Source organism: Paenibacillus faecis (assembly GCF_008084145.1).
In the GTDB taxonomy this organism is placed as follows: Bacteria; Bacillota; Bacilli; order Paenibacillales; family Paenibacillaceae; genus Fontibacillus; species Fontibacillus faecis.
Genome location: NZ_VSDO01000004.1, coordinates 243,016 through 267,844 on the forward strand (window position 1 = coordinate 243,016; position 24,829 = coordinate 267,844).

18 protein-coding genes, 2 pseudogenes and 1 CRISPR repeat array are annotated in these 24,829 nt (G+C 54.1%); of the genes and pseudogenes, 19 read left to right on the forward strand and 1 reads right to left on the reverse strand.

Going from position 1 to position 24,829, the window contains the following annotated elements:
* Positions 1-685 precede the first annotated feature (685 nt).
* Entirely contained in the window at positions 686-2,692 is a 2,007-nt protein-coding gene (locus FRY98_RS19165; protein ID WP_148454964.1) for a sensor histidine kinase, read from the forward strand.
* Here the strand turns inward: FRY98_RS19165 and FRY98_RS19170 are convergent.
* Positions 2,676-3,314 carry a response regulator transcription factor gene (locus FRY98_RS19170; protein WP_170287132.1) on the reverse strand — a complete coding sequence of 213 codons (639 nt, stop codon included), beginning with the start codon at positions 3,312-3,314 and terminating at the stop codon, positions 2,676-2,678. The two genes, FRY98_RS19165 and FRY98_RS19170, sit on opposite strands and share 17 nt — an antisense overlap.
* A gap of 230 nt (positions 3,315-3,544) precedes the next feature.
* Here FRY98_RS19170 and FRY98_RS19175 point away from each other — a divergent pair, with 230 nt between their 5' ends.
* The 18 genes and pseudogenes from FRY98_RS19175 (at position 3,545) to cas1c (ending at position 24,824) form a co-directional block, all read left to right on the forward strand.
* Complete coding sequence (locus FRY98_RS19175) at positions 3,545-4,684, forward strand: acyltransferase family protein (protein ID WP_148454968.1); 1,140 nt, start codon at positions 3,545-3,547, stop codon at positions 4,682-4,684.
* Positions 4,685-4,798: 114 nt separating this feature from the next.
* Positions 4,799-6,403: an ABC transporter substrate-binding protein gene (locus tag FRY98_RS19180; protein WP_249043466.1), complete on the forward strand. Its 1,605-nt coding sequence runs from the start codon at positions 4,799-4,801 to the stop codon at positions 6,401-6,403.
* Positions 6,400-7,386: an ABC transporter permease gene (locus FRY98_RS19185; RefSeq protein WP_249043467.1), complete on the forward strand. Its 987-nt coding sequence runs from the start codon at positions 6,400-6,402 to the stop codon at positions 7,384-7,386. The genes FRY98_RS19180 and FRY98_RS19185 overlap by 4 nt, the downstream gene beginning before the upstream one ends.
* A complete protein-coding gene (locus tag FRY98_RS19190) occupies positions 7,383-8,246 on the forward strand; it encodes an ABC transporter permease (protein WP_148454972.1) in 864 nt (287 codons plus the stop codon). The genes FRY98_RS19185 and FRY98_RS19190 overlap by 4 nt, the downstream gene beginning before the upstream one ends.
* The gene (locus FRY98_RS19195; RefSeq protein WP_249043468.1) at positions 8,243-9,001 is read left to right on the forward strand and encodes an ABC transporter ATP-binding protein; all 759 of its coding nucleotides are present in this window, start codon (positions 8,243-8,245) and stop codon (positions 8,999-9,001) included. Before FRY98_RS19190 ends, FRY98_RS19195 begins: the two co-directional genes overlap by 4 nt.
* Position 9,002: 1 nt before the next feature.
* Entirely contained in the window at positions 9,003-9,791 is a 789-nt protein-coding gene (locus tag FRY98_RS19200) for an ABC transporter ATP-binding protein (RefSeq protein WP_148454974.1), read from the forward strand.
* Positions 9,775-10,848: a pyridoxal-phosphate-dependent aminotransferase family protein gene (locus FRY98_RS19205; RefSeq protein ID WP_148454975.1), complete on the forward strand. Its 1,074-nt coding sequence runs from the start codon at positions 9,775-9,777 to the stop codon at positions 10,846-10,848. The genes FRY98_RS19200 and FRY98_RS19205 overlap by 17 nt, the downstream gene beginning before the upstream one ends.
* A 4-nt stretch (positions 10,849-10,852) precedes the next feature.
* A complete protein-coding gene (locus FRY98_RS19210; protein ID WP_148454977.1) occupies positions 10,853-11,998 on the forward strand; it encodes an amidohydrolase family protein in 1,146 nt (381 codons plus the stop codon).
* A gap of 621 nt (positions 11,999-12,619) precedes the next feature.
* Entirely contained in the window at positions 12,620-13,165 is a 546-nt protein-coding gene (locus FRY98_RS19215; protein WP_148454979.1) for a hypothetical protein, read from the forward strand.
* A 4-nt stretch (positions 13,166-13,169) separates the two neighbouring features.
* Positions 13,170-13,826: a PspA/IM30 family protein gene (locus FRY98_RS19220; RefSeq protein ID WP_170287133.1), complete on the forward strand. Its 657-nt coding sequence runs from the start codon at positions 13,170-13,172 to the stop codon at positions 13,824-13,826.
* 25 nt (positions 13,827-13,851) lie between these two features.
* On the forward strand, positions 13,852-14,679 hold the full coding sequence (locus tag FRY98_RS19225; protein WP_148454983.1) for a hypothetical protein: 828 nt from the start codon (positions 13,852-13,854) through the stop codon (positions 14,677-14,679).
* A gap of 171 nt (positions 14,680-14,850) precedes the next feature.
* On the forward strand, positions 14,851-15,348 hold the full coding sequence (locus FRY98_RS19230; protein ID WP_148454985.1) for a nitroreductase family protein: 498 nt from the start codon (positions 14,851-14,853) through the stop codon (positions 15,346-15,348).
* Between the two features lie 573 nt (positions 15,349-15,921).
* Positions 15,922-16,747: a CRISPR direct-repeat array (repeat unit 32 nt; unit sequence GTCGCACCCTATGCGGGTGCGTGGATTGAAAT).
* A 409-nt stretch (positions 16,748-17,156) separates the two neighbouring features.
* Positions 17,157-19,592: a CRISPR-associated helicase Cas3' gene (cas3, locus tag FRY98_RS19235; RefSeq protein ID WP_148454987.1), complete on the forward strand. Its 2,436-nt coding sequence runs from the start codon at positions 17,157-17,159 to the stop codon at positions 19,590-19,592.
* A 45-nt stretch (positions 19,593-19,637) separates the two neighbouring features.
* Positions 19,638-20,357 carry a type I-C CRISPR-associated protein Cas5c gene (cas5c, locus tag FRY98_RS19240; RefSeq protein WP_148455880.1) on the forward strand — a complete coding sequence of 240 codons (720 nt, stop codon included), beginning with the start codon at positions 19,638-19,640 and terminating at the stop codon, positions 20,355-20,357.
* Positions 20,354-22,292, forward strand: a pseudogene (cas8c, locus tag FRY98_RS19245) (type I-C CRISPR-associated protein Cas8c/Csd1). The gene cas5c and the pseudogene cas8c overlap by 4 nt, the downstream one beginning before the upstream one ends.
* 5 nt (positions 22,293-22,297) lie before the next feature.
* A complete protein-coding gene (gene cas7c, locus FRY98_RS19250; RefSeq protein WP_148454989.1) occupies positions 22,298-23,161 on the forward strand; it encodes a type I-C CRISPR-associated protein Cas7/Csd2 in 864 nt (287 codons plus the stop codon).
* A pseudogene (gene cas4 / locus FRY98_RS19255) lies at positions 23,151-23,796 on the forward strand (CRISPR-associated protein Cas4). Before cas7c ends, cas4 begins: the two are co-directional and overlap by 11 nt.
* The gene (gene cas1c / locus FRY98_RS19260) at positions 23,793-24,824 is read left to right on the forward strand and encodes a type I-C CRISPR-associated endonuclease Cas1c (protein ID WP_148454991.1); all 1,032 of its coding nucleotides are present in this window, start codon (positions 23,793-23,795) and stop codon (positions 24,822-24,824) included. Before cas4 ends, cas1c begins: the two are co-directional and overlap by 4 nt.
* The last annotated feature ends 5 nt before the right edge of the window (positions 24,825-24,829 follow it).

A 24,829-nucleotide genomic window follows, 5' to 3' on the forward strand; every position in this document is an offset into this window, starting at 1 on the left:
GTGGAGCCGAGCGCGTCGAGGCGAGTGATAGCGGCCGAAAGAGGCGCTATTTTGTCGAATTTGGCTCATCGGAGGGAAATAGCGGTCTAAAAAGGCCTTATTTTCGTGAAAAACGGGCCAAACCAAGGTTTTCGGGCCCATTCGGTTGAAATAAGGCCTCAAATGACCGCTATTATCCCCGCGGAGCCAAATCGGGCCCGAATAGCGCCCCAAAATGCCGTTAATGCGGCGGCGGCTCGGAGCTTGGCCGGGTGCGTTGCCCGTCTCTGCATCGTACAGCCCGCCCCCCTGCGTGGCCGAGCGCGTCGAGGCGAGTGATAGCGGCCGAAAGAGGCGCTATTTTGTCGAATTTGGCTCATCGGAGGGAAATAGCGGTCTAAAAAGGCCTTATTTTCGTGAAAAACGGGCCAAACCAGGGTTTTTGGGCCCGTCCGGTTGAAATAAGGCCTCAAATGACCGCTATTATCTCCGCGGAGCCAAATCGGGCCCGAATAGCGCCCCAAAATGCCGCTAACGCGGCGGCGGCTGGCTTGCGAAGCTTGGCCGGAGCGCGATGCCCGGACGCTAAAATGCGGCCGGTGGCTAACTCGAAGCTTGGCTAGGGTGAAAAAAGTTTTTCCGGCTTGTCACGGGGGAGCGGCGGTCTTAAGATGGGGATAGTTACTTTAAGGAAGGAACATAGCCTGTGAAATTCCCGAATCCCCACTACCCGAATCTCCGCTACCCGAATCGTCGCTATTGGTATGTCCCCATATTGTCAGCGCTGCTCCTGCTCCTTAATGGCGGCGTCAATTTGGCGCTGATGCGGCCGCTGACCGATGTGCCGGCGAGCATGGACAAGCTTCGCTTTCATCTGGACGATGCGGTATTCTCCCTCTTCTTCCTGTTGGCGGCGGCTGTGTTCGCCGGGGCTTTCTCCGTGCTCCGCCGGGAGCGTGGCTACCTTTATTTGAGCTTCTTCTCGCTAATGGCTTCTCAGCAATTTTTCTGGGAGTGGGATGGGAAACATCTGTTGTTCGGCGATTTCCCCGTCCTCCCGGCCGAATCGCTGGCGGTCAAGAGCGGCATGACGTTCGCCGCCTTTCTGTTCTTCCGCTATCTGCAGGGGACGAACCGCCGGCTGACCGACCGGATCTTCATCTATTCGGCCGGCGGGGTCTGGGCGATGTCCGTGATCTCCTCGATCAGCCCGCTCGCTTCGCCTCTGTTGCCTTTCCTGAGCGGGGCGCTGCTCGCTATCGTGCTGGCGTATCTCCTGCTAGCCGCCGGCCGCTTCGCCCATCGGTTCCGCCGTTATCCCGAGGATTCCGAACTGCGCCTGATCGTCAACGGCTTTGCGGTCTTTGCGATTCTGATCCTTCCCGATGTCGGCAAAGATGTGCTGCAAGTCCTCACCGGTCAAAGGCTGGGCTATCTCCCCGTGTTCTGGGAGGCCTGCCTGGAGGATACCTTTCCGTGGGCGCTCATGCAGCTGATTTTTGTGTTCGGCTTGCTATTTTTCCGGCGTTATATGAGGGTGCTGGAGCAAAACCGGGAGGCCCATGCGGAAATCCGGACGCAGCATGAGTCCCTGAAGCAGGAGGTGGCCATCCGGCAGCATATGGACCGGCTTCTGGACGCGCTTTCCGGCTCCTACCGGCTCAAGGATTTGGAGCATACCCTCGTTGCGGAAGGCCGCCGTCTGTTTGAACCGCATTCCTTCCATTGGATTCCCTATAACCGGAAGGCACGGTCCATCGATAACTCTATCGATAACCCGGGTCTGGACAGCGGCGAGCTCCGGGAGTTGGAGGAGCTGCTTTTCGCCGCGGATCACGGGCTCGTCCCCGGAGAGATCCTGCCCGGTTCGAAGTTCGCTCCGGTCTTTATCGGAGTGATGGGCCGCGAAGAGCTGTACGCCGCGATTTCGCCCAAGGGCCGGCCTTTGCTGGAGCGCGAGCGGTTTGCTCTTCAACTGTTGGCGAAGTACGGCGCCTTGTTCCTGGATTATTATGCGATGATGGAAAAGCGTATATCGGAGTTGGAGCGGTACCACGGGGAGCAGCCTTGGGTGGGGAAATTGTTCATGCAAATGGCGGAAAAAGAACGTAAGCGGCTGGCCTCCGACCTGCATGACGAAGTGCTGCAGGAGCTTCTTGCGGCGCGCCGATGGCTGGAAGGTTCCGGGTCCGCCGATGATCCGATGCCCGCGCCGGAGCGGATGCGCCTGGCGCTCGACAACGCGGAATTTATGATTCGGGAAACCTGCGCGGAACTTATGCCTTCGTTCTTATCCGAACATGGAGTGATTCACGCGGTGCTGAAGCTGGCCGACAAAATGCGGGTCCGCGCCGACTTTCAACTGGAGGTTCGAACCGGAACGCTTGCCGCCAAGCTCGATGACGATCTGTCGTTAACGGTTTACCGGATTGTCCAGGAGCTGCTCAACAACGCCTGGAAGCATTCCGGGGCCGCACGGGTGGGGCTGGATATGGACCAAGAGGCCGGCGAGATCGTGATCCGCTATGCCGATGACGGGAAGGGGATGGATGCCGAGGCCGCCGGTATGAGTCCGGACAGGTTCGGCTTGAGAGGCCTGAACGAACGGGTCCGCCTCATGGGCGGAAGCGCCTCGATCGACACCCGCCCGGACGAAGGCTTCCGGGCCGAGTGCCGCCTGCCGCTAAAACGGACGGCTACGGCTCCAGCCTGAGCCACTTTTTCTCGATCGCCTTGGCGACCGACTCCTGCCGTGACTGGGTGTTCAGCTTGGCCATGATATTCGAGATGATGTATTCGACATTGCGCTGGCTCATAAAGAGCCGGTCGGCAATGTCTTTATTTTTGCCGCCCGTGGCGATGAGTCGAAGAACTTCGATTTCCTTGGCGGTGAGCGGGCGTTCCTCCGTTTCCCCCGGCAACGTTAGCGGCGATTTCGTCCGCAGCCCCCGGGCCAAAGGCAAAGGGAGGACGACCAAATCCTGCAGGGCGAGCCGGATACCGGCGATAAACTCCTCCTCGCCCAGCGATTTTTCCAGCATGCCGCAGACACCCGCTTCGATAAGATGATCGTAATGATCGGCCAGATCCTCCCCCGTCAGGATGACGATCCGGGCTTCGGGCCGCCGCTCGAGCGTCGCCTGGGTCAACTGAAACCCGTTCATCCCTGGAAGCTTGAGATCGAACAAATACAGATCAAAGGCCGTTTCTTCCACCAGTTTTAATGCCTGGTCTCCATCCGAGGCTACCTGTGCGTGAAATCCGTACTTGTCCAAAATCATCGCGGTGCCGCTCAGAAAAGTGCGGTGATCGTCAACCAGTAATAATCGTGCCATGCTTTTTCGCCTCCGCCAGTGGGTTAAAAAGGTCCGTGTTCCGCTTCTGTTCATTGTATCATCCCGGACAGGCTCCCGGCACCGCCGCATTTTGGCCGATCGGCCGAAAAGATGCCGCACCGTTTCCGAAATCTCTCTTTCGGTACCCTGTCCTTTTCTTTCGGTGAAAAGAGGCGGAACTCCATGGTAAGGTAGCATCGATCACGCATTAGCGAAATGGGGGCTGCAATATGATACATAGCGCAAAGCGCATAGTTTATCTGGATCGGCTGAAAACGTTTATGACGATCCTGGTTATCCTTCACCACACCGCGATTACATATGGCGGGGCCGGCGACTGGTATTATGTCGACCCGGAGAATGACGGGGTGTCCGAAACGATCCTGACCATTTTCACGACGGTCAACCAAACCTTTTTTATGGGACTGTTCTTTTTTATCTCGGGATATGTGACGCCGACTTCCTATGACCGAAAAGGGGGAGCCCGGTTTTTGAGCGACCGTCTGCTGCGATTCGGACTCCCGATCCTGGCATATATGACCGTAATCGGGCCGCTGGTCAACGGGATTTCCCAAGGGTTCAAAGGCTCGTTCGCGTCTTATGCCGCCCATGAACTGTTAACGGACTCTTGGCGGGGAATTGTGGAATTCCAGGTGGGACCGCTTTGGTTTCTGGTGGCGCTGCTGTTGTTCTGCGGGGGATACGCGCTTTACCGGCAGGCGGCGGACAAATTAACGGTCCGCTTCGGGATGCGCGAGTTAAGCCCGGGCCCAGGGCTCTTTTGCGGGTATTTGCTTGCCGTTTCGCTCGGCAACTTCGCGGTCCGGCTCGTTTACCCGGTCGGGGAAACGTTCTTTTCTTTGCAGTTGGGGTACTTCCCCGCTTATATCGCCCTGTTCTTCGGCGGCATCGCCGCAAGCCGGGGGCGGTGGCTGGAAAAGCTGACCGCGGTGGAGGCACGCAGATGGAGAACAGTGGCTCTGATCGTGCTTGTGCTGCTCTTGGCCGTGCTGGCGTTTGGCGGGGCCGCGGATGACATCTCGCCGTACATGGGCGGCTGGACATGGCAATCCGCCGTCTATTCGGCGGCCGACCCCGTGCTGGGTTTCGCGCTCAGCTACGGCCTGCTCGTCTATTTTCGGGACGCCCGTAACCATCCTTATGGAAAATACACCGCCTGGCTGACCGGTGCCGCCTTTGCCGCGTATATCATTCATCCGCTGTTCGTCACGGGCGTCACCTACGCCATGCGCCATTGGACGATATTCCCTCTTTTGAAGTTCGTCGTCGCGGCGGCGCTAATCGTGCCGCTTACCTTTGCCGCTGCCGGGATGTTAAAGAGAGTTCCGGGGTTGAAAAAGGGACTATAGATCCAAATCGCATTTTGTCAATTTTTGTTGACAGATATAGAGGACTGGTCCATACTATTGCCATATTAATTCAATAGGAATTATAAGAAATTAGTAATTAAGGGGGCAGTTGTGATGCGTTTCGGATCATCTCTAAAGAAGTCGGCAGGGCTAGGCTTATTGACCATTTTATTATTGGGGTTGGTTGCCGGATGCGGGGGAGGCACTAAATCCGCGGAACAAACCCCAGCAGCCGGGGAGAGCGCGAATTCAAGCGCCAATTCGACCGAACCCGCTAAGGGCGGAACATTCGTGTATGGACGGCCCGCCGCGGTGAACTCGTTTGATTTGCACAATCAAATTACGGCGAACAACGCTTTTGCGATCGATAAAGTGTTCGAATCTTTGGTTACCTTCGACAGCGAGGGCAACATCGTCGACTGGCTGGCGGAGTCCCACAAGATCAGCGAGGATGGATTGACCTATACGTTCGTGCTGCGCGACGGCTTGAAATTCTCCAACGGCAATGCGGTTACGGCGGAAGATGCGGTCTTTTCGCTCCAGCGGCACTTGGAAGTCGGCGGTCCGCTCGCGATTTCGGCCAAAGTGGACGCGGTGAAAGCGCAGGATGACCGCACGCTCGTCATCACGTTGAAGGAACCGTACACGCCGTTTATTTCCGAGTTGTCCAATTTCTCGAACGGCATTATTCCGAAAGACTTCGGCGGGGTTTCCGAGGAGGAGTTCTTCAAGAAACCGGTGGGCACAGGACCGTTTGTGGTCGACAACTGGGACCCGGCGGGCGATGTGACTTTTGTGAAAAATCCGCATTACTGGCAGGAAGGCAAACCCTATATAGACAAGCTGGTTTACAAGCTGATTCAGGATGACAGTCAGGCTATCAACCAGTTGAAGGCGGGGGAAGTGAACGCGATTGAGTCCCTGGCCTTGCAAAATGCCAATGAAATCAAGCAGGGCCCCGGCACAAAAGTACTGACCAATGGCGGCTGGGTGACGGAGCAGCTGTTCTTCAATACGTTGGACGAGCATTTCTCCGATGTACACGTTCGCCGCGCGCTGGCACTGGCCATCGACCGCGCGGGGCTGACCAACGCGCTGACCTTTGGATACGCCAAACCGGCGAATTCGCTGCTGCCGACGGCGATTCCTTACAACGCCAACGATACGATCCAACCGTTGAATTTCGATGTGACCGCCGCCAAGGAAGAGCTGGCCAAGTCGGCTTTCCCTAACGGCTTCTCCACCAAATTGCTCGTTGCGTCCGGAAACAGCACCCGCGCGCAGGAAGCGCAAATTATTCAGGCCGCGGGCAAGGAAATCGGAATCAATATTGAGATCGAATCCATTGAATTGGCCACGTTCCGCGAGCGTTTCTTTGCTTATGACTTCTCGGCGATGCTGAACAGCGGCCAGGCCGATTCGCCCGACGCGAACTCGATTATCGCGTTCCAGACCGATCCGGAGGGCTTCAGCAAATCTTATTGGACGCATTATACCAATGATGAAGTGACCAAGCTGCTGCATGAAGGGCAAAAGACGCCAGATGGAGATGGCCGTGCCGCGGTGTACTCCAAGCTGCTGCAAACTCTGGCGGATGAAGTGCCTTACATCCCGCTTTATTATCCGGATATTCTGAAGGGCGTCGGCTCTTCCGTGGAAGGCCTCACGGTTTTGCCAAACGGAAGCCTCCGCTTTGAAGAAGTGCGTATTCAGAAATGATAAGATCCGGCAGAACGTTGACGAAGTCGGCGGGGACCGCATCATACCGGTGGCTTGCGACAGCCGTCTTGAGAGCCGCGGCCGTCATCCTTCTCGTGATGACCGCCGTGTTCTTCCTCATCCGCATCGTGCCCGGGGACCCCGCCAAAATGATCCTGGGAGAGTACAGCACGCCCGAGGCCATCGCGCGAATGCGCCATACGCTCGGGCTGGATCTCCCTTTGTGGGAGCAGTTTGTCCGGTTTGTGAAGACATTGTTCACGCAGGGGGACACCGGCAATTCCATCATTGCCGGAACCTCCACCCGGGAGCTGATTGCCGAACGGGCACCCGTGACGCTGCTGCTGATCGGGATGGCCTGCATCGCGGCGATCGTGATCGCCCTTTTGCTCGCCACGCTGGCCGCTACGCAGAAAGACAAGCTGCTGGATCATCTGATCCGTATTTTTCCTACCGTCACGCTGGGTATGCCAATCTTCTGGGTTGGCTTACTTTTGATTCTGGTGTTCAGTGTCCGTCTGCGCTGGTTCCCGGTCGGCGGGATCGGGGAAGGCTGGGCCGGTACCCTGCACAGCCTCGCGCTTCCGGCGATTACGGTGGCTTTTTCGCAAATTCCCACCCTGATTCGGTCGCTGCGCGTCCAAATGCTTGAAGTGTTGGAATCGGATTTTGTGGTCACCTTGAAGGCGGCGGGAATTCCCGGCAGGGTGATTCTGTTCAAGCATGTGGTGCGGAATGCCGCTCTTCCGACGCTGATGCTGCTCGGCGTAAATATTTCGTATCTGATCGGCGGCACTCTGGTGGTTGAGCAGGTGTTCGGCATTAAGGGAATCGGCAGCCTGCTGTTCACTTCCATTTCCAATCGGGACTTCCCGGTCATTCAAGGAATCGCCCTTTACTGTGCGATCGGGGTCGTTATCGTCAGTCTCCTGATTGAGATCCTATCCTGGTGGCTTGATCCCAGAACGAAAGGAACATCATGAAACCTATAACGATAGACTCTCCAACGCCAAGGAACGGGAAGACGGGCGCTCTAAGCCGATTATGGCGGACCCCTTCCCTTCTGGCGGGAAGTATCATGCTGGCCGTCCTTGTTTTGCTGGCGGTGTTGATTCCCCTGATCAGCCCTTATGATCCCACGAAGCAGGATTTGAGCGCTTTTTTGCAGCCCCCGTCCGCCGAACATTGGCTGGGGACAGACCAGTTGGGCCGCGATTTGTTCACGCGGCTGATCTACGCCGCACGGACGGATTTGACCATTATGGTCCTGGCCGAGATCATTCCGTTCTGCGTCGGCGTTTTTTTGGGAATGATCGCGGGATATTACGGAAAATGGCTCGATACGGTCATTTCGCTGATTACGGACACATTCATCGCTTTTCCGTTCTACTTGATTGTCATTATCGTCGCTTTTGCCAGCGGTGCCGGGCAGCGGGGTATTTATATCACCTTTATCCTGGTAGGCTGGATCGTATTCGCCCGAGTGACCCGGGGGCTAACGGCCTCGTTTCGCCGTCAGGAATGGGTAGCGTCCGCCCGGACCTTGGGACTGCCCGGAGTGCGGATCATGCTGCGCCATATTTTGCCTAACGTGCTGCCGCAGGCCATTGTAGTGCTTATGACGGACATGGTCGGATTGCTCGTGGCGATCGTGACGCTTGGTTATCTTGGCATCGGCATTACCCCGCCGACCCCGGATTGGGGGACGATGATTTTCGACGGTCAGCCGTTCATCACCACAGCCTGGTGGCTGTCGGCGGTTCCCGGATTTGCCGTCGTGTATACGGGAATCGCGTTGTCTCTGGTGGGGGATGGATTGGCCGATTTATGGAGGAAAAAATGATGTCGATACAACCGCTCCTGGAAGTAGAAGGACTGTCGTTGGCGGCCAAACCCGGCGGCAAAATCTTAGTCGATACGATCAGCTTCACGTTGAACAAAGGAGAAACGTTGGGCTTGGTAGGGGAATCGGGCTCCGGCAAGTCGCTTACGCTGCGTGCGGTCCTGGGGCTTCTTCCCCGGGGCGTGGAGAAGGTCGGAGGAGCCATCCAAAGCGGGGCGAGCAGCGCGATGGTGTTTCAGGACCCCCGCGGGGCGCTGGACCCGCTCTGTCCGGTCGTGAAGCAGCTTACGGAAGTCGTGTACTACCGGCAGAAATTAAGCCGGAAGGCTTCGCGCGCGGCCGCATTGGAATTGCTCGATCGGCTCGGACTGCCGGATTCTTTAAAGCACACCGACCGGTATCCGAGCCAGCTGTCGGGCGGACAGTGTCAGCGCGTCGTCATCGCCATGGCCCTGGCGTGCAAGCCGGGGATTCTGCTCTGCGACGAGCCCACCACGGCGCTGGACGTCACCGTGCAGCGGCAAATCATCGAGACGATTTCGGCGCTGCAGAAAGAGTTGGGATTTGCCATGGTCTTCGTCACGCACAACCTGGCCATTGCGGCGGCGATGTGCTCCAAGCTGTGCGTGATGAAGGAAGGGCGAATCGTTGAGCAGGGAGAAGCCCGGGCTCTTTTGCAGAATCCGCAAGATCCTTACACGCAAATGCTGATGAACTCGGTGCTTCCCGTACCTGAGCTGGAAGGGAGCGTTTAATATGGAGTCAGCCCTGCAAGTCAAAAATCTGACCGTCCATTATGGCGGGTTTACGGCGCTCGATGGGGTCGATTTAAACATAGAGCGGCATGCCACGCTCGGTCTTGTCGGCGAGAGCGGCTCGGGGAAATCGACGCTGGCCCGGGTTGTCGCCGGGTTGATCGCGCCGGATGAAGGGCAGATTCTACTGGAATCGGAACTCTTGACGAAGAAGAGAAGCCGCGAGCAGCATAAAAAGATTCAGATGATTTTTCAGAATCCCGACGCCTCGCTTAATCCCAAGCATTCCATCCGGCAGATCCTCAGCGAAGCGTTATTGTTCCATCGTATCGTGGACCGCAAGCAAGTCGAGCGGCGGTGCAGGGAATGGCTGGACCGGGTCCACATTCCGGGGAACGCTTTGGACCGGTATCCCCATGAATTCTCGGGCGGCCAGCGGCAGCGGATCGCCATCGCTCGCGCTTTAAGCGTGGAACCACGCATACTGATCGCGGATGAACCGACGAGCGCGCTGGATGTATCCGTTCAGCGCAGCGTGCTGGACTTGTTTAACACGCTGAAGGAGGAGCTTCAGCTGACCATGCTGTTTATTTCCCATGATCTGGGAGTCATTCATGAAATCAGCGATACCGTGGCGGTCATGAAACAGGGGAGGCTCGTGGAGGTCCAAGCCAAGGCTCCGTTCTTCGCCCGCCCCGAAACGGCATATAGCCGCGAGCTGCTGTCCGCGGTTCCGAGAATGCCGAAGCTCAGCACAACACCAGGAGGTAATCATGAGTCAAGAACCTAAAAATAGAGGCTTTGCCGGATTCGTACCGCTGTCGCTTTCCGAGTTTGAGACGTTGACAGGACAGCTCTCCAAGCTGTTGTCAACGCAGTATGCCCCCGTGATCATTCCCGGGGAGGCGATCCTCGGCATCGAGGCGATGGCCGCGGGGATCGCCTCGCCCGGCCGGAAGATTTTGAATGTGGTGACGGGCCCTTACGGAAGCTTGTTCGGCAAGTGGCTGGAACGCGGCGGCGCGGAAGTCGTCCAAGTGGAAGTCCCGTTCGACGAGGTCGTTACCGCGGATGAAATTGGGAGGGCGATAGAGAGGCACAAACCGTGTGCGCTCTCTTTTGTGCAGGCGGAAGTGGTCACGGGCGGTTCCAATCCGGCTGAAGACATATTAAAGGCGGCGCGCGAGTTCAACCTCATCACGGTCATGGACTCCGTGTCGGCGGTGGGGGGAGAGGCCCTGCCGGTCGATGCGTGGGGCGTTGACTTCGTGGCGGTAGGCGCGCAAAAAGCCTTGGCCGGTCCCAACGGCGTCAGCGCCGTAAGCATTTCCCCGCGCGGCTGGGACTTCCTTGAATCGAACGCCCATGCGCCGCGCAACTCCATCTTGTCCCTGCTGGATTTGAAGCCGAACGAGCAGGGAACGGCGCCGGTACGGGTGCCGCCGAATATTCCGACCCTGGAGGCCAGAGCTTTGATCTCCGCTTTGGCGCGCGTGGAGGAGGAAGGGTTGGAGCAGGTGATTCGGCGGCATGAACGGGCCGCCGCCTCTGCGATTGCGGGCATCCAAGCCTTGGGGATCGCGCCATGGCAGAAGGACAGCCGATATTATTCGACGCTGACGACGACCGTGCAGATCGCCGGTGAACCGGGTTTGCGGATCGGCCAACCCATCGGCATCGTCGCTCCCGGAGACGGGGAGCTGTTCGGACAGCTGCTGCGCATCAACCACTTCGGAGCGAACGCTTGCCGGGAGAGCGTCGAAGAAGCCATCCGGACACTTGCGGGGCTGGTGAACCGCGATCCCGAACCGTCTGTCGAAGCGATCAAGAAAGTATGGGGGGAATGAGACCATGATCGGCAAAAGCCCTGCATCGCAGCCCCAAACCCTTCATCAAGTGTATATAGCGGGGATGGGGGAGAAAAGGTTTGACATCTCGATCCGAGACGGCCGGTTCGCCTCGATTACCGAAGCCGATCCGCGCCGTCCAGCCGAACCGGATCAGGCGGCCCGGGAGATCTGGATCAGTCCGGGCGTGATCGATCTGCATACCCATCTGGCTTGGACCGACTTTGACCATGCCGATCAGTTGAAACGGGATCCGCATGAGGTGGAAGTGATGCAGGCCCGGGCTTTTGAAGCCACCCTGCGCACCGGCGTGACGACGGCGAGGGATGCGGGCGGGATTCGGCCCGGGACCGTGCGGCATATCGTCGAGCACTATGGGCAGCCCCTGCGGGTACAGACCTGCAGCGATATGTTGGGGGCGGCCGATGCCCGCGGGGTTCAACATCTGGGACGGCGTCTCTCTGAGATTTATGAGACCGGTGCGGGCTGGGTCAAAATCATGGCGACAGGCGGCCTGGGAACGCCGGCGGAGCAGGTGCTCGATCCGAACTTCTCCGAAGCGGAGTTCCGTTTTATCGTCCGCCATGCGCATGAGCATCACAAAAAGGTGATGGTTCATACCTGGGGCGGAGTCACCGTCGATTGGTCGATCGCCGCGGGAGTGGAGTCCATCGAGCACGGGATGTTTTTGACGGCGGATCAGGCCGGACGGCTTGCCGAAGCTGTGGGCGCCTTTGTGCCCACGGCGTCGATTTATCGCATCGCGGCCGATCCGCATGGCGTGCTGGGCCTGCCTCCGGTGATCCGCGACCGGGCGGCTCGCGCCGCCGAAGCCCATCCGAAGGCGCTGGCCTATGCCATGTGTGCGGGCGTCCGGATCGGCTTCGGCACGGATTACGCCACCCCCGCCCTGCACGGGCACAACCTTCAAGAGCTGGACGTCTTGAAGGATTACGGCCTGTCCTGGGCCGATGCGTGGCGGGCCGCCACCGGGACGGCCGCCGAGATTCTCGGCAGCGGCGGCGAGCTGGGGAAGATCGCGGAAGGGTACGTGGCGGACGCGATTCTTTTTGACGCCGATCCTTACCGGGCGCAAACGGCGGCCGAGCTGCAGAAAAGCATCGTATCCGTTATGGTCGGAGCGGGATAAGGCGTTTAAAAATTGAAGCAAAAGCAGAAACAGAGACAGAGACAGAGACAGGCCTTTGCGTTGAAAGTTGAAGCGGCCTGTTGAGTTGAGGCAGCAGCAGCCCTTAGGGGCTGCTTTTTTTGTGCGAAAAAAACCAGGAAAGTGGCAGAAATGCAGTACAAGTAAAGATTGTTGCGTGGTAGCCGTGTTTTCTCGCAGATGAGGGCAGGGGGGGCAGGTGGATAGGGGCCTGGAGAGGCGCTATTTTGTCGAAAATGAACGGTTGGAGCGAAATAGCGGCATTTTGGGGTCTTATTTTAGAGAAAGTCGGGCAAAAACCGGATTTTTGAGCTCGCATCAGAGAAATAGGGCCCTTTTTAGCCGCTATTCTTCCCGAAAAAGCGAATCTGGACGAAATAGCGGCCCAAAACGCCGCTATTATAACGGACGGCCAGAAAAAGCTGCGGACCGGCAGCACTATGTCAGGGTTAATGCAACGTCAGTGCCCTTTAGGGCCGCTATTTATTCTCCCAGAGCACCGGCCCATATCGCCACGCGATCGGCTTTTTTTCCATTTAAGATTCACTAAAGGTTCCTGCCCTAAGATAAGGCCATGGAGATCACGGAAGGAGGTGAACGCCAATGAAACGATCTTCAATGCTTCTGAGTATCGCCCTTGCGGGAATCGCCATCTTGCTGATTGCCTTAGCATTCAAAATGAGCATGGCGCCCTCGTTCGGCGAACCGCTCCCTCACCGCCAGGCATGGCATGATGGGATGCGGCACGGTCAGCATGGATTTGCGTTCGCGATGAAGGAGGCGGGGCGGATGAAGCCGGAGACGGCCGGTTTGGCCGGGTCGGCAGCCGCAGCAGCCTCGGCAGGAACAACGCTGCTGAAACTGGCGGTCTTGCTCGGGGGCGTAGCTCTTTTTGCAAAAGGTACGGGGATGCTCAAATGGATCGGAGCCGGATTCGCGGCCTTATGCACGCTAAGTTTGCTGACGCCGCTTTGGGGCGTGATCGCGCTGCTTCTCGCTTTTTGGCTGTACCGACGATTTGGAAATTATCATCTTAACCATACATCCCCCCAGGCTCTAATCGCCTACACTTCTTCGATGGAAGCCAGTGTAAGCCGGGGCCGGTTCCTGGATGAATGGGAACGGGATCAACATAAAAAGGAGGACTAACCACATGGGGATTTTCGGAAGAATCAAAGATATTGCCGCGGCTGATGTGCATCGGCTGCTGGATCAGGTGGAGGACCCGGTCAGCATGGCCAAATATTATATCCGGCAGCTGGAGGAGCAGATCGACAAGGTCCGCGCGGCGCTGGAGGTGCAAATCGCGGCGGAGCAGCAGTTCGATGTGTTGATCGCCAGAACCATCCAGGTGGTGGACAAGCGTTCCCGCCAGGCCAAGCTTGCGGTGGACCGCGGCGAGGAGGATATCGCGAAGCTGGCGATTCAGGAGAAGCTGCATCATGCGAAGCTGCATCAGACCTACATGGAGCAGCGCGAAGCGATCCGGCAGCAGATGGAGGCCCTGCGCGAGGAACTGGGGCGCCTGATCGACCTGCGCCGGGAGCTGAACGACAAGCTGACGTTCCTGATGGCGCGCATGAACGCGGCGGCGGCTTTGCGGGCTACGGCGCGTACTGTTCCGGCGATCGACGCGGGCCGAATTTCCCGTGGATTCGATCAAATGGAGCAAAAGATCATGCGGCTGGAAGCTAGTACCCTAGCCTATCAAGCGGTGGGTCAACCGACTTCCCGTCTGACGGACTGGTCGGAGCAGGATGAGGTGCAGGCGGAACTGGATAGTCTTAAAGCAGCCAGACAAAGCTCATAAACACTTAACTGAGGAGGAAACCTTCATGAATAAAAAACTACTTGCAGCTGGTGCGCTTGCTCTGACGATGACATTAGGCGGCGGTGCCGCCCTGGCCGGACAAGCTAATGCCGCGGCGGCGGATACGGCGGGCGGCACACAGCAATCATTCACTTCAACGGATACGTCCGCGAAAGGCACGATGAAAAAGAGAGGCGGCGCCCAAAAGTTGGACCACGCGGCGATCGCATCGCTGCTGGGGATGACCGAGGAGGAGCTGCGGACGGCCCAGCGTGAAGGGAAGACGTTGGCGACCCTGGCTGGTGAGCAAAGTATCGTGGTTCAGTCGGTGATCGATTTGGTCTCGGAGCAACTCACTGCGAATCTGGATGCGAAGCTGGCGGAAGGCCGCCTGACGCAGGATGAATACAGCATGGAAAAAGCCGAAGTCTCGACGAAAGCGGCGGAACTGGTGAACCGGGTGCCGGGCGGAAAAGGCGGGTTTGGCGGACGCGGCGGAACTCATCTGGATAAGGAGGGCATCGCCTCGCTGCTCGGTGTGACAGCGGACGAGTTGAAAACCGGCTTGCGTGCGGGCAAGTCTCTGGCTACCCTGGCTGACGAAAACGGCGTGTCCCAGCAATCGGTCGTTGACCTCGTCACGAGCGAGTTGACCGCCGCGCTCGACAAGCGGTTGGCCGACGGCAAAATTACGCAGACGGAGTATGACAGCCGCAAGGCCGGTTTGGCGGATCAAGCGCTGGAGATCGTGAACGGGACGCAGCCGGATAAGGGCGGCCGTCAGGGGCATGAATCTCAGCCGAATCCGGATGAAGCCCAAACGGAAGCGCAAGCACAGACGACGGAAAGCTGATGAAGAGAATCCCTCTGCTTCGAATGAAGCGGGGGGATTTTAAATGTTGAGACAGCCTGGTAACTTAAGAAATAGAGCAGAGTTGCTTTACTTTGACAATCTCCAGGAAGATGTATACATTTGTAATCGTATACTTGTCGTATACATAGGTATTTGCGAGTGAAGGAGAGGATGGAAATCATGAGTAAGGTGATAGAGGCCATTAAGGCCCGGAGAAATATAAAGGCGTTTAAACCCGATATGATCGATGAAAAGGAATGGCTATCTTGGCTGGAAGCCGCCAGCTTCGCTCCCAACCACCGGATGAACGAGCCTTGGGAGGTTTTGGTTGTCGGGCCGGAAACCAGAACCGGTTTGGGCCATAAAACCGATTTTGGCGGGGCGCCCGTCGTGCTTGCAGTCCTGTCGAAACCTGCGCCAACGCCTTTGGAGCGCGACGAGAATGTGATGGCGGTCTCCTGCTTTATCCAGAACTTCATGCTGGCCGCTCATGAAGCGGGCGCCGGCGTATTCTGGTCGTCCATCGGCGCTTCGCCCCGTAACCGCGAGGTTCTCGGCGTTCAGGAAGGTTACGATGTCATCGGCGTCCTGGGTGCCGGCTACCCGGCCGAAGTGCCGGAGGCGAAGGCAAGAACACCGATTACCTCGAAAATCGCGTATCTGCCTTGAACGGTTATCGTCTGTTTTTCGTGTAGGATAGCCAGCTTCTCCGGGGATATTTTCCTAAGGTATAATGTGGAAAAAGTGGGGGATTTCATGGGAATCTCCCAACCTAGTTACTAGTTGCAGGTTAAACGTTGCTGACGACATTCACCATGTAGATATAAAGCCCCACCGTTGGAGTCTATACGCTTAACCATAAATAACGGGAAAACCTCCAGTTAATTTACCGATCTTGACCTTTGGAGCCAATTTAACTGGAAAAGTTCCATCTATTTCGCGACCTAATGGCCGATATACGCAATTTCGGTCAAATTAACGGGAGTTTCTCCAGCTAATTTGCCTCAGCAGCCGCTTAGGCACCAAATTAACGGGAGGAATTCCCGTTAATGATAAAGCGGCATATCCTTTTGGTGCGAATGTGAAGCGAACATGATTTCCTAGGGGGATTCGCACCAAATTATTTTACTTTAGTATCCTTATTTTCATAAAATAAACAGAAAAATTAATCACTTATTTGTTTAAAGTAGTGATTTTGTAATTTTTAAAGCGACATTTTAACAGTATATGTTAAAACACGCTGTCGCACCCTATGCGGGTGCGTGGATTGAAATAATGTCTGATCCGTTGTTGATTAATATATAAAGTTGAGTCGCACCCTATGCGGGTGCGTGGATTGAAATGGGCCGGGTGCTTTGTCCATATCGAAATCGAAGAAGTCGCACCCTATGCGGGTGCGTGGATTGAAATCCCCGGGGTATTATTACGAAGATAATGTATACAGTCGCACCCTATGCGGGTGCGTGGATTGAAATACTGACAACTCCACCACGACCATCATCCGCAATTGTCGCACCCTATGCGGGTGCGTGGATTGAAATCATATTGGGCTGTGTGTATATTACCGTAGTTTCGTCGCACCCTATGCGGGTGCGTGGATTGAAATTTGGTCTTTTTGGCTATTACCTACGCCAACGAATGTCGCACCCTATGCGGGTGCGTGGATTGAAATACCACCGCCGATGCTTTGTCTCCGGGAAGAATATTGTCGCACCCTATGCGGGTGCGTGGATTGAAATAGGAGATATTATTGGGACATCAAATGTTAAAGAAGTCGCACCCTATGCGGGTGCGTGGATTGAAATTGATAAGACCATAAGAGCTAACCATCCTTGGGTCGTCGCACCCTATGCGGGTGCGTGGATTGAAATCATAAATCATTCCGGTTTTGCTCTTTATAATACCGTCGCACCCTATGCGGGTGCGTGGATTGAAATATCAATGCACCCGAGGCACTCCCCTACTGGCTCCGTCGCACCCTATGCGGGTGCGTGGATTGAAATATATTCCAGCGTGTGGATAACAAAGTGCTTTGCGTCGCACCCTATGCGGGTGCGTGGATTAAAAAATAAATCGTGACCAACCAGCGTAACGATTAACAAGTGCTCCACCAGACAACTTTAACTAACATAGAATTCCTGCAAATCTTCATCCTTTGGAGTTGAAAGTGCGGCAGGCACCTTCATTATTTAGAATTACAGGTGTCAGAGTCGGGAGCTTCTCAACTTTTGCTAATACTGTCATGACGCTTCGGACGCAAAATTAAAATACTTTTAAAGAAGGCAGCCCGGCAGGGCTGTTCTTTTTTATCCAATAGATGTGTGCCCAACTTGGGGACTGACGACACACACTTGAAAAAAAGCAATAAACATAGAATAATGTAGAAATTTGGAAAGGGAATTTAATAGTTCTATAGAATTAGATAGTTATCGTTAGAATAAATATTTTGAACTAATTTCCGTAGGGGAGGCAGGGTTATGGAGTTTATCGCTCATATCCGTGAAAGCGACCGGGGACGACAATCCCTGTGTGCTCATCTGCACGGAGTTCGGAAGCTGGCGGAATCATTTGGGGCAAAGCTCGGAATCGCCCATATAGCCGGGCTGGCGGGTTTGCTGCATGATATGGGGAAATTCTCGAACGCGTTTCAGAATTATCTGATTGAGGCGGTGAATCATCCGGAAGCTCCGCCCAAACGCGGGAGCGTAGATCATTCCACAGCAGGTGGCCGACTTCTCTACGATTTATTCCACAAAAGCAACATCGAGCTGGAAAAGGGGATACTGGCTGAAATCGTGGGCAACGCCATTATATCCCACCATTCTTACATACATGACTATCTGGACCCGGATTTGCAATCCCCCTATTTACGGCGAGTCAGAGACAAAGAAGATATAGCGGATTATGACGAAAGTGTGCGCCGTTTCTTTGAACAAGTGATGAGTGAAGTGGAGTTTCAGCATTATGTCGATCAGGCTGCAAGGGAACTAAAACAATATTTGTTGGCTCCTTCTTCTTTTAGCAGGGAAGCTAAATGCATGTTTTTAACAAAGTTTGTATTCAGCGCTCTAATTGACGGGGACCGTACGGATACAAGGCGCTTCGAGGATAATGTTGCTGATGGAGAAGAGGAGGCTCATCCCGCCAAGGAACTTTTTCAGGGTTATTACGATAAATTGATGGCTGTGATCCAGTCCATGGGTAAGCAGACAGGCTCCGCTTCTTCCATTAACAAGTTAAGGAACGCCATGTCGGAGCAGTGTGACCGATTTGCAGATAGGCCGTCGGGGATTTACACGCTGTCCATTCCTACGGGAGGCGGGAAAACGCTGGCGAGCCTTCGATATGCCTTGAAGCATGCGATAACCCATGGCAAAAAACATATTATTTATCTGTTGCCCTACACTACGATCATTGAGCAGAATGCTGCCGAAGTCCGCAGAATTTTGCAGGATGACGCTCATATTCTGGAGCACCATTCCAATGTGATTGAAGATTTGGATGGGGATGATGAGGCGGATGACGGGCTTATGAATGTGCGGCAAAAGCTAAAGCTGGCCAAGGACAACTGGGACTCTCCCGTCATCTTCACTACATTGGTGCAGTTTTTGAATGTGTTTTATGCCAAGGGCAGCAGAAATATTAGGAGATTGCATAACCTTAGCGAGTCCGTGATTATTTTTGATGAAGTTCAGAAAGTGCCGGTTTCTTGTGTGTCTTTGTTTAATGAAGCGGTGAATTTTCTTAATGATTTCTGCCGTACGGGTATCGTGCTATGCACGGCGACCCAACCGGCGCTAAACTTTGTGAAGCATCAGCTCCAGATCCAACCGAATGCAGAAATGATTCAAGATCTGGGTCAAGTGATTACGGCGTTTAAGCGTGTAGAACTGATGGATGAAGCAAGTCATGAAAAATACACGAACGAGAAGCTGGCCAACTTTGTCCTCCATAGGCTGAAGGAAAAACGCAATATTCTAATTATTCTGAACACCAAAGCAGTAGTGAAGGATTTGTATCAGCGTCTCCTTAAACAGTTGCGGGAGATCCCGGTTTATCACTTAAGCACGTCGATGTGTCCGGCGCATCGGAAGGACAGGCTGGGCAAAATCCGCGAACATCTAGCGAATCAGGAGCAAATGGTTTGCATCAGTACACCGCTGATCGAAGCAGGTGTCGATGTCAGCTTTCAATGTGTCGTTCGTTCGCTGGCCGGGCTGGATTCCCTGGCTCAAGCGGCCGGAAGATGTAACCGGCACGGGGAAGACACCTTGCAGCAGGTCTATTTGATTGATCATGCGGAAGAGAATTTGCGGCATTTGCAGGAAATCGGCAAGGGCAAGGAAATCGCGAAGCGGATGCTCATCGATCTGCAGCATGAGGCATCCAGCTATGGCGGTGATCTTTTGTCGGTGCAGGCCATGACCTATTACTTTCAGCGGTTTTATACGGAAGTGAAGCCATTCCTGGACTTTAATGTTCCGAAATTGAATGTAGACATGACCACCTTACTCTTTGCCGGGTATAAGGAGAATAAATATTTCCAGGACTATTGCCTTAGCCATCAAAAGCGGCCCCCTCTGTTTCTGGTCAATAGCTATCGAACGGCCGCAGAGCATTTTCACGTCATCGATAATATGACCACACCGGTCATTGTGCCGTATGGAGAAGGCGAGGAGATCATTACCGAGTTGAACGGGGCAAAAAGTATCGAAGATTTCGGCAGGGTGATGCGGAAGGCGCAGCAGTTCACTGTAAATCTTTTTCCGTATGAGTTGGAGAAATTGAGTAAAAACGGCGGTCTGGAATACTGTCTGGATGGACAGGTACGGGTGCTAAAAGACGGTGCTTATAACGAGGAGTATGGGTTAGATCTGGAGAATGAGAGCTGGTCGGGGGCTAGTTTTTTTTGAAAAATAAAGCGTAACAGTGAACTCGAAAGGAGGTGAATCTATATGATCAGAAATTCTGTTGAATTTTCCGTCTATGGAGATTATGCCTTATTCACCGATCCCTTGACGAAGCTTGGCGGTGAGAAGCTGAGCTACCAGGTCCCGACCTACCAGGCGATCAAAGGGATATGTGAAAGTATCTATTGGAAGCCTACGATTCTTATGATCGTCGACGAGATCCGGGTAATGAAGGCGATTCGAATGGAGTCCAAGGGGGTTCGCCCCATTGACTATAGCGGCGGTAATACGCTTGCCAATTACACCTACTTAAAAGACGTGCATTATCAAGTCAGATGCCATTTTGAGTTCAATATGAACCGTCCGGATATGGCTTACGATCGGAACGAGCACAAACACCATAATATTCTTATGCGCAGCGTTAAGGCAGGAGGACGGAGGGATATTTTTCTCGGCACTCGGGAGTGTCAGGGATACGTGGAGCCTTGCCGGTTTGGAGAAGGTGAGAGTTATTATGACGACTATGGCGAAATCCACCTTGGCACGATGGTGCATGGGATCAACTACCCGGATGAAACGGGCAGAGACCAGTTGGAAGTACGGTTGTGGCAGCCGGTAATGAAGGACGGAATCATTTCGTTTCCACGACCGGAGGAATGTTCACAGGTCCGCGTGATAGCGGAGATGCAGCCGAAGCGCTTTGATTCGTCGGATGTAGAATCCGCAGACCAACTGTTGGCCAGTTGGGGAGAGGAGGAATATCTATGAGTTGGCTGCTCAGTTTATATGAAACTTATGAAGCCAATCTGGATCGTGTAGGCGAGATTGAACTGAATAACGGCCGGGAATACACACTCCTCCCCGTCTCGCATACGACTCAGAATGCACATATCGAGGTGCTCATTACGGAGGAGGGCGAGTTCCACTCGGCAAAAGTGATCGACAAAAGCGACGCAAGTACCTTGATTCCCTGTACCGAGAAGTCCGCCAGCCGGGCGGGGTCCGTCATCGCACCTTACCCGCTGCATGACAAATTAAGTTACGTGGCGGGGGACTTTGTGGCTTACGGCGGGAAAATTAAAGGTGAGGAGCCTTTTGAAACTTACATACATGAATTGCGGAATTGGGCGGAGTCACCTTATGCTCACCCCAAAATAGTAAGCATTTACCGGTATCTCAGCAAAAGAACGCTGATCCATGACCTGGTCGAACATCAACATGTTCTGGCGGTGGATGAGGACAACCGTTTGATTGAGAAATGGGACAAAAAATATGAAGCACGGTATCCTGATAAACCGGATATTTTTGGCGTCGTAGCGGGAGACCAAACCAGTGCGTTTGTCCGGTTCAATGTCTATTCGCCGGATCGTATTTTAGCGGACGTCTGGAAAGATCGCGAAGTGTACGATTCTTTTGTCGCTTATTACCAAGAGCGGCTGGGTGAGGAAGACATCTGTTACGTCACAGGAAAAAGTCTGCCCAGCACAGAACGGCATGCGAACAAAATTCGCAATGCGGCGGATAAGGCCAAGCTGATTTCGGCGAACGATACCAGCGGATTTACCTTTCGCGGGCGTTTTGTTCAGAGCAGGGATGCCGCCAACATCAGCTATGAGGTATCTCAAAAAGCGCACAATGCCCTGAAATGGCTCATTAACCGTCAAGGAAAGACGATAAGATCAACGGGTATTCCTGGTGTGGGGCAATGATTCGTTATATATTCCCGATCCGTCGGAAGACACGTTCGCACTGGATCCGGACGCCATCCCGGCTGTGGTTTACAAGTCCAATACGAATGAAGCGCTAGCCCGGGAAGTAGCCAAAGCATTGGACGGATACAGGAATAAACTTGGGGAAAGAGTGGACAGCAAGCTCCAGCCGACCGTTTATATTTTGGTGTTGGATTCCGCTACTACAGGCCGTATGGCGGTTTTGTACTTCCGGAATATGAATAAGGAGCTGTATTTGGACAGGCTTGCCAAATGGCATAGCACCTGTGCCTGGCTTCACCGGTACCGGAAGAACGACCAGGGTGAATTTGTCGCATTTTACGGGGCTCCGGCCACCAAAGACATCGCATTTGCGGCCTACGGGCCCAGGGCGGGAGATAAGGTTGTCAAAGGTCTGATGGAACGCATGCTTCCATGTATCGTGGACGGTAGAGGGGTTCCTTTGGATATTATCACGAGCGCGGTCAACCGGGCCTCCAATCCTGTAGGCATGGAAAATTGGGAGTGGGAGAAGACGCTAAGTATCGCCTGCGCTTTAATTAACAAGCATTTAACGGATAAACAGGAGGGAATCGGAATGGCACTTGATGTAAACAGCGACGACCGCAGCTATTTGTTCGGACGCATGTTGGCCGTGGCCGATGTGCTTGAAAGACGGGCGCTTGGAAAAGAAGAGAAGCGGGCAACCAATGCCATACGCTATATGAATGCATTCTCCAAGCACCCCGAACGGACCTGGCGGATTATTCAGGAAGGTCTGCAGCCTTATTTGGCCCGATTGGGCAGGGATGCCGCATTTTGGACAAGAGTGATCGACGAAATCGGGTTCAAGTTCAAACCGGAGGATTTTAACAACAAACCGTTATCCGGCAAGTATTTGCTTGGCTTTTATAGTCAGAGACATGTCTTTTATCAAAGTAAAAATCAAGAAAGCAGCACGGAAGCGGAAACATCATCAAATATGGAGGAGTGATTGGAATGAGCAGTTTGGACCATAAAATCGATTTTGCCGTTGTCTTGTCGGTGACTTGCGCCAATCCCAACGGCGATCCGCTAAATGGAAACCGTCCGCGACAAAACTATGACGGTTATGGAGAAATTTCGGATGTGGCGCTCAAACGGAAGATTAGAAATCGGCTGCAGGATATGGGGGAAACGATTTTTGTACAATCGAACGATCGTAAAGTGGATGAGTACGATAGTTTAAGAGAGCGTGCCGAAGGTAACGCGGAGCTGAACCAAATCTTGAAGGCAAAAACGAGTTCGAGCGACGACTTTGCCAAGGCGGCTTGCCGGGAATGGATCGATGTGCGCAGCTTCGGACAAGTGTTTGCCTTCAAAGGAACCGGTAATGGCGGAGGCGTCTCGGTCGGTGTAAGAGGACCCGTGTCCATTCATACGGCCAGAAGTGTAGATCCCATCGACATTAGTAGTATGCAGATTACCAAGAGTGTCAACTCGGAGCCGGGCAAAGACCGCGGGTCCGATACCATGGGGATGAAGCACCGCGTTGATTTCGGGCTGTATGTTTTCTATGGAAGTATCAATACCCAATTGGCGGAGAAAACCGGCTTTACTAACGAAGATGCGGAAAAAATAAAACAAGCCCTTTTGACGCTCTTTGAAAATGACCTATCGTCAGCCAGACCGGAGGGCAGCATGGAGGTGCATAAAGTGTATTGGTGGGAGCATAGTTCCAAATTGGGGCAATACTCCTCCGCCAAGGTGCATCGCTCCTTACAGGTCAAATCCAAGGTGGAGGAACCGCGTTCCTTTGAGGATTATGCCATCGAACTCTATGACTTGGATGGATTGAAGGCCGAAGTTTTGGATGGACGCTAATCCGGAAGATGATTATCTGATGCTGTCCGGCATTCAGCATTTTCAATTTTGCCAGCGCCAGTGGGCACTGATTCATATCGAACAGCAATGGGAAGAAAATGTTGGAACGATTGAAGGCCAGCATCTGCATCGTAAAGCCGATCAGCCATTCGTTAGGGAGAAGCGTGGCGACAAGCTGACCGTACGGGCGCTTCCCGTTAAGTCCGAGGAACTGAAAATCACGGGGATTTGCGATGTAGTCGAATTTATTCGAGATGAAGATGGTGTTGAAATTAGCGAGGCCGAAGGAAGGTACAAGGCTTGCCCCGTGGAATATAAGCGGGGCAAGCCTAAAAAGAACGACGCGGATATTTTGCAACTGGCGGCGCAGGCGATTTGCTTGGAGGAAATGCTGCTCTGCTCCGTTCCGGTGGAATGAAATTAAACGCCGAGTCGAAGTACCATTGACCACGGAATTGAAAGATAAGGTACGGGGAATTGTTGCACAAATGTGGGATTACTATGGGCGAAGACATACGCCCCGGGTGAAGGTGGGTTCTTTTTGCCAAAGCTGTTCCTTGAAGTCGGTGTGTCTGCCGGAGGTTCTGCAAAAGCGTTCGGTGCGAAGCTATATTGAAGGGAAGCTGAAGGAATGAAGAAGCTGCTAAATACGCTGTTCATTAATCAGCCGGACGTTTATTTATCGCTCGATGGCGACAATATCGTACTTTTGAAAGAGCAGGAGAAACTGGGCCGCTTGCCGCTGCATAATCTGGAATCGATTATCGCTTTTGGATATACCGGGGCGAGCCCCGCGTTGATGGGCTATTGTGCGGAGCGGAATATCTCTATCGTCTTCATGACGATAAACGGGAGATTTCTGGCTAGAGTCATCGGCGCTAGCCGGGGGAATGTGGTACTCCGCAAGAAGCAATATGCCATCTCGGAGAACGAGACTTTGTCAGCCAGAGTGGCGCGTAACTTTATTTTAGGTAAGGTGTACAACCACAAATGGATGCTGGAAAGAATGACTCGGGATTATCCTTTGCGGATTGACGTGCCCCAGTTTAAGGAAGCTTCACTCCAGTTGTCGGAACTGATGATGGCCATCCGGGAATGTGAGGACCTGGACCGGCTGAGAGGGCTGGAGGGGCAGGCGGCGTTAAGTTACAACAAACTGCTGGACGCCATGATTTTGCAACAGAAAGAGGATTTTTATTTTCATACTCGGTCCCGGAGACCTCCGCTGGATCATGTCAATGCCATGTTGTCTTTAGCCTACACTTTGCTGGCCAATGATACGGCCTCTGCGCTGGAAGGAGTCGGACTGGATGCCTATGTAGGCTTCTTGCATCGCGACCGGCCGGGGCGAGTGTCTTTGGCCCTGGATGTGATGGAGGAACTACGCGGGGTATTTGCCGACCGGTTTGTCCTTTCGCTGATCAATAAAAAGATAGTGACTGCAAATGACTTTGTCCGCAAGGAGAACGGTGCCGTACTAATGACCGAGGACGCTCGCAAGAAGTTCCTTTCCGCCTGGCAGAGCAGGAAGCAAGAGAAAATGACTCACCCCTACCTGGGAGAAAATATCGCCTGGGGGCTGGTGCCTCACGTTCAAGCCTTGCTGTTGGCTCGATACTTGCGCGGGGATCTGGATGAGTACCCTCCATTTTTATGGAAGTAGGTGGA

What these genes read in the sequence shown, in the direction of transcription:
- FRY98_RS19170 (WP_170287132.1), bottom strand. Translation starts at nt 3,314, where the DNA reads ATGGCACGATTATTACTGGTTGACGATCACCGCACTTTTCTGAGCGGC.
- FRY98_RS19175 (WP_148454968.1), top strand. Translation starts at nt 3,545, where the DNA reads ATGATACATAGCGCAAAGCGCATAGTTTATCTGGATCGGCTGAAAACG.
- FRY98_RS19180 (WP_249043466.1), top strand. Translation starts at nt 4,799, where the DNA reads ATGCGTTTCGGATCATCTCTAAAGAAGTCGGCAGGGCTAGGCTTATTG.
- FRY98_RS19185 (WP_249043467.1), top strand. Translation starts at nt 6,400, where the DNA reads ATGATAAGATCCGGCAGAACGTTGACGAAGTCGGCGGGGACCGCATCA.
- FRY98_RS19190 (WP_148454972.1), top strand. Translation starts at nt 7,383, where the DNA reads ATGAAACCTATAACGATAGACTCTCCAACGCCAAGGAACGGGAAGACG.
- FRY98_RS19195 (WP_249043468.1), top strand. Translation starts at nt 8,243, where the DNA reads ATGATGTCGATACAACCGCTCCTGGAAGTAGAAGGACTGTCGTTGGCG.
- FRY98_RS19200 (WP_148454974.1), top strand. Translation starts at nt 9,003, where the DNA reads ATGGAGTCAGCCCTGCAAGTCAAAAATCTGACCGTCCATTATGGCGGG.
- FRY98_RS19205 (WP_148454975.1), top strand. Translation starts at nt 9,775, where the DNA reads ATGAGTCAAGAACCTAAAAATAGAGGCTTTGCCGGATTCGTACCGCTG.
- FRY98_RS19210 (WP_148454977.1), top strand. Translation starts at nt 10,853, where the DNA reads ATGATCGGCAAAAGCCCTGCATCGCAGCCCCAAACCCTTCATCAAGTG.
- FRY98_RS19215 (WP_148454979.1), top strand. Translation starts at nt 12,620, where the DNA reads ATGAAACGATCTTCAATGCTTCTGAGTATCGCCCTTGCGGGAATCGCC.
- FRY98_RS19220 (WP_170287133.1), top strand. Translation starts at nt 13,170, where the DNA reads ATGGGGATTTTCGGAAGAATCAAAGATATTGCCGCGGCTGATGTGCAT.
- FRY98_RS19225 (WP_148454983.1), top strand. Translation starts at nt 13,852, where the DNA reads ATGAATAAAAAACTACTTGCAGCTGGTGCGCTTGCTCTGACGATGACA.
- FRY98_RS19230 (WP_148454985.1), top strand. Translation starts at nt 14,851, where the DNA reads ATGGAAATCATGAGTAAGGTGATAGAGGCCATTAAGGCCCGGAGAAAT.
- cas3 (WP_148454987.1), top strand. Translation starts at nt 17,157, where the DNA reads ATGGAGTTTATCGCTCATATCCGTGAAAGCGACCGGGGACGACAATCC.
- cas7c (WP_148454989.1), top strand. Translation starts at nt 22,298, where the DNA reads ATGAGCAGTTTGGACCATAAAATCGATTTTGCCGTTGTCTTGTCGGTG.
- cas1c (WP_148454991.1), top strand. Translation starts at nt 23,793, where the DNA reads ATGAAGAAGCTGCTAAATACGCTGTTCATTAATCAGCCGGACGTTTAT.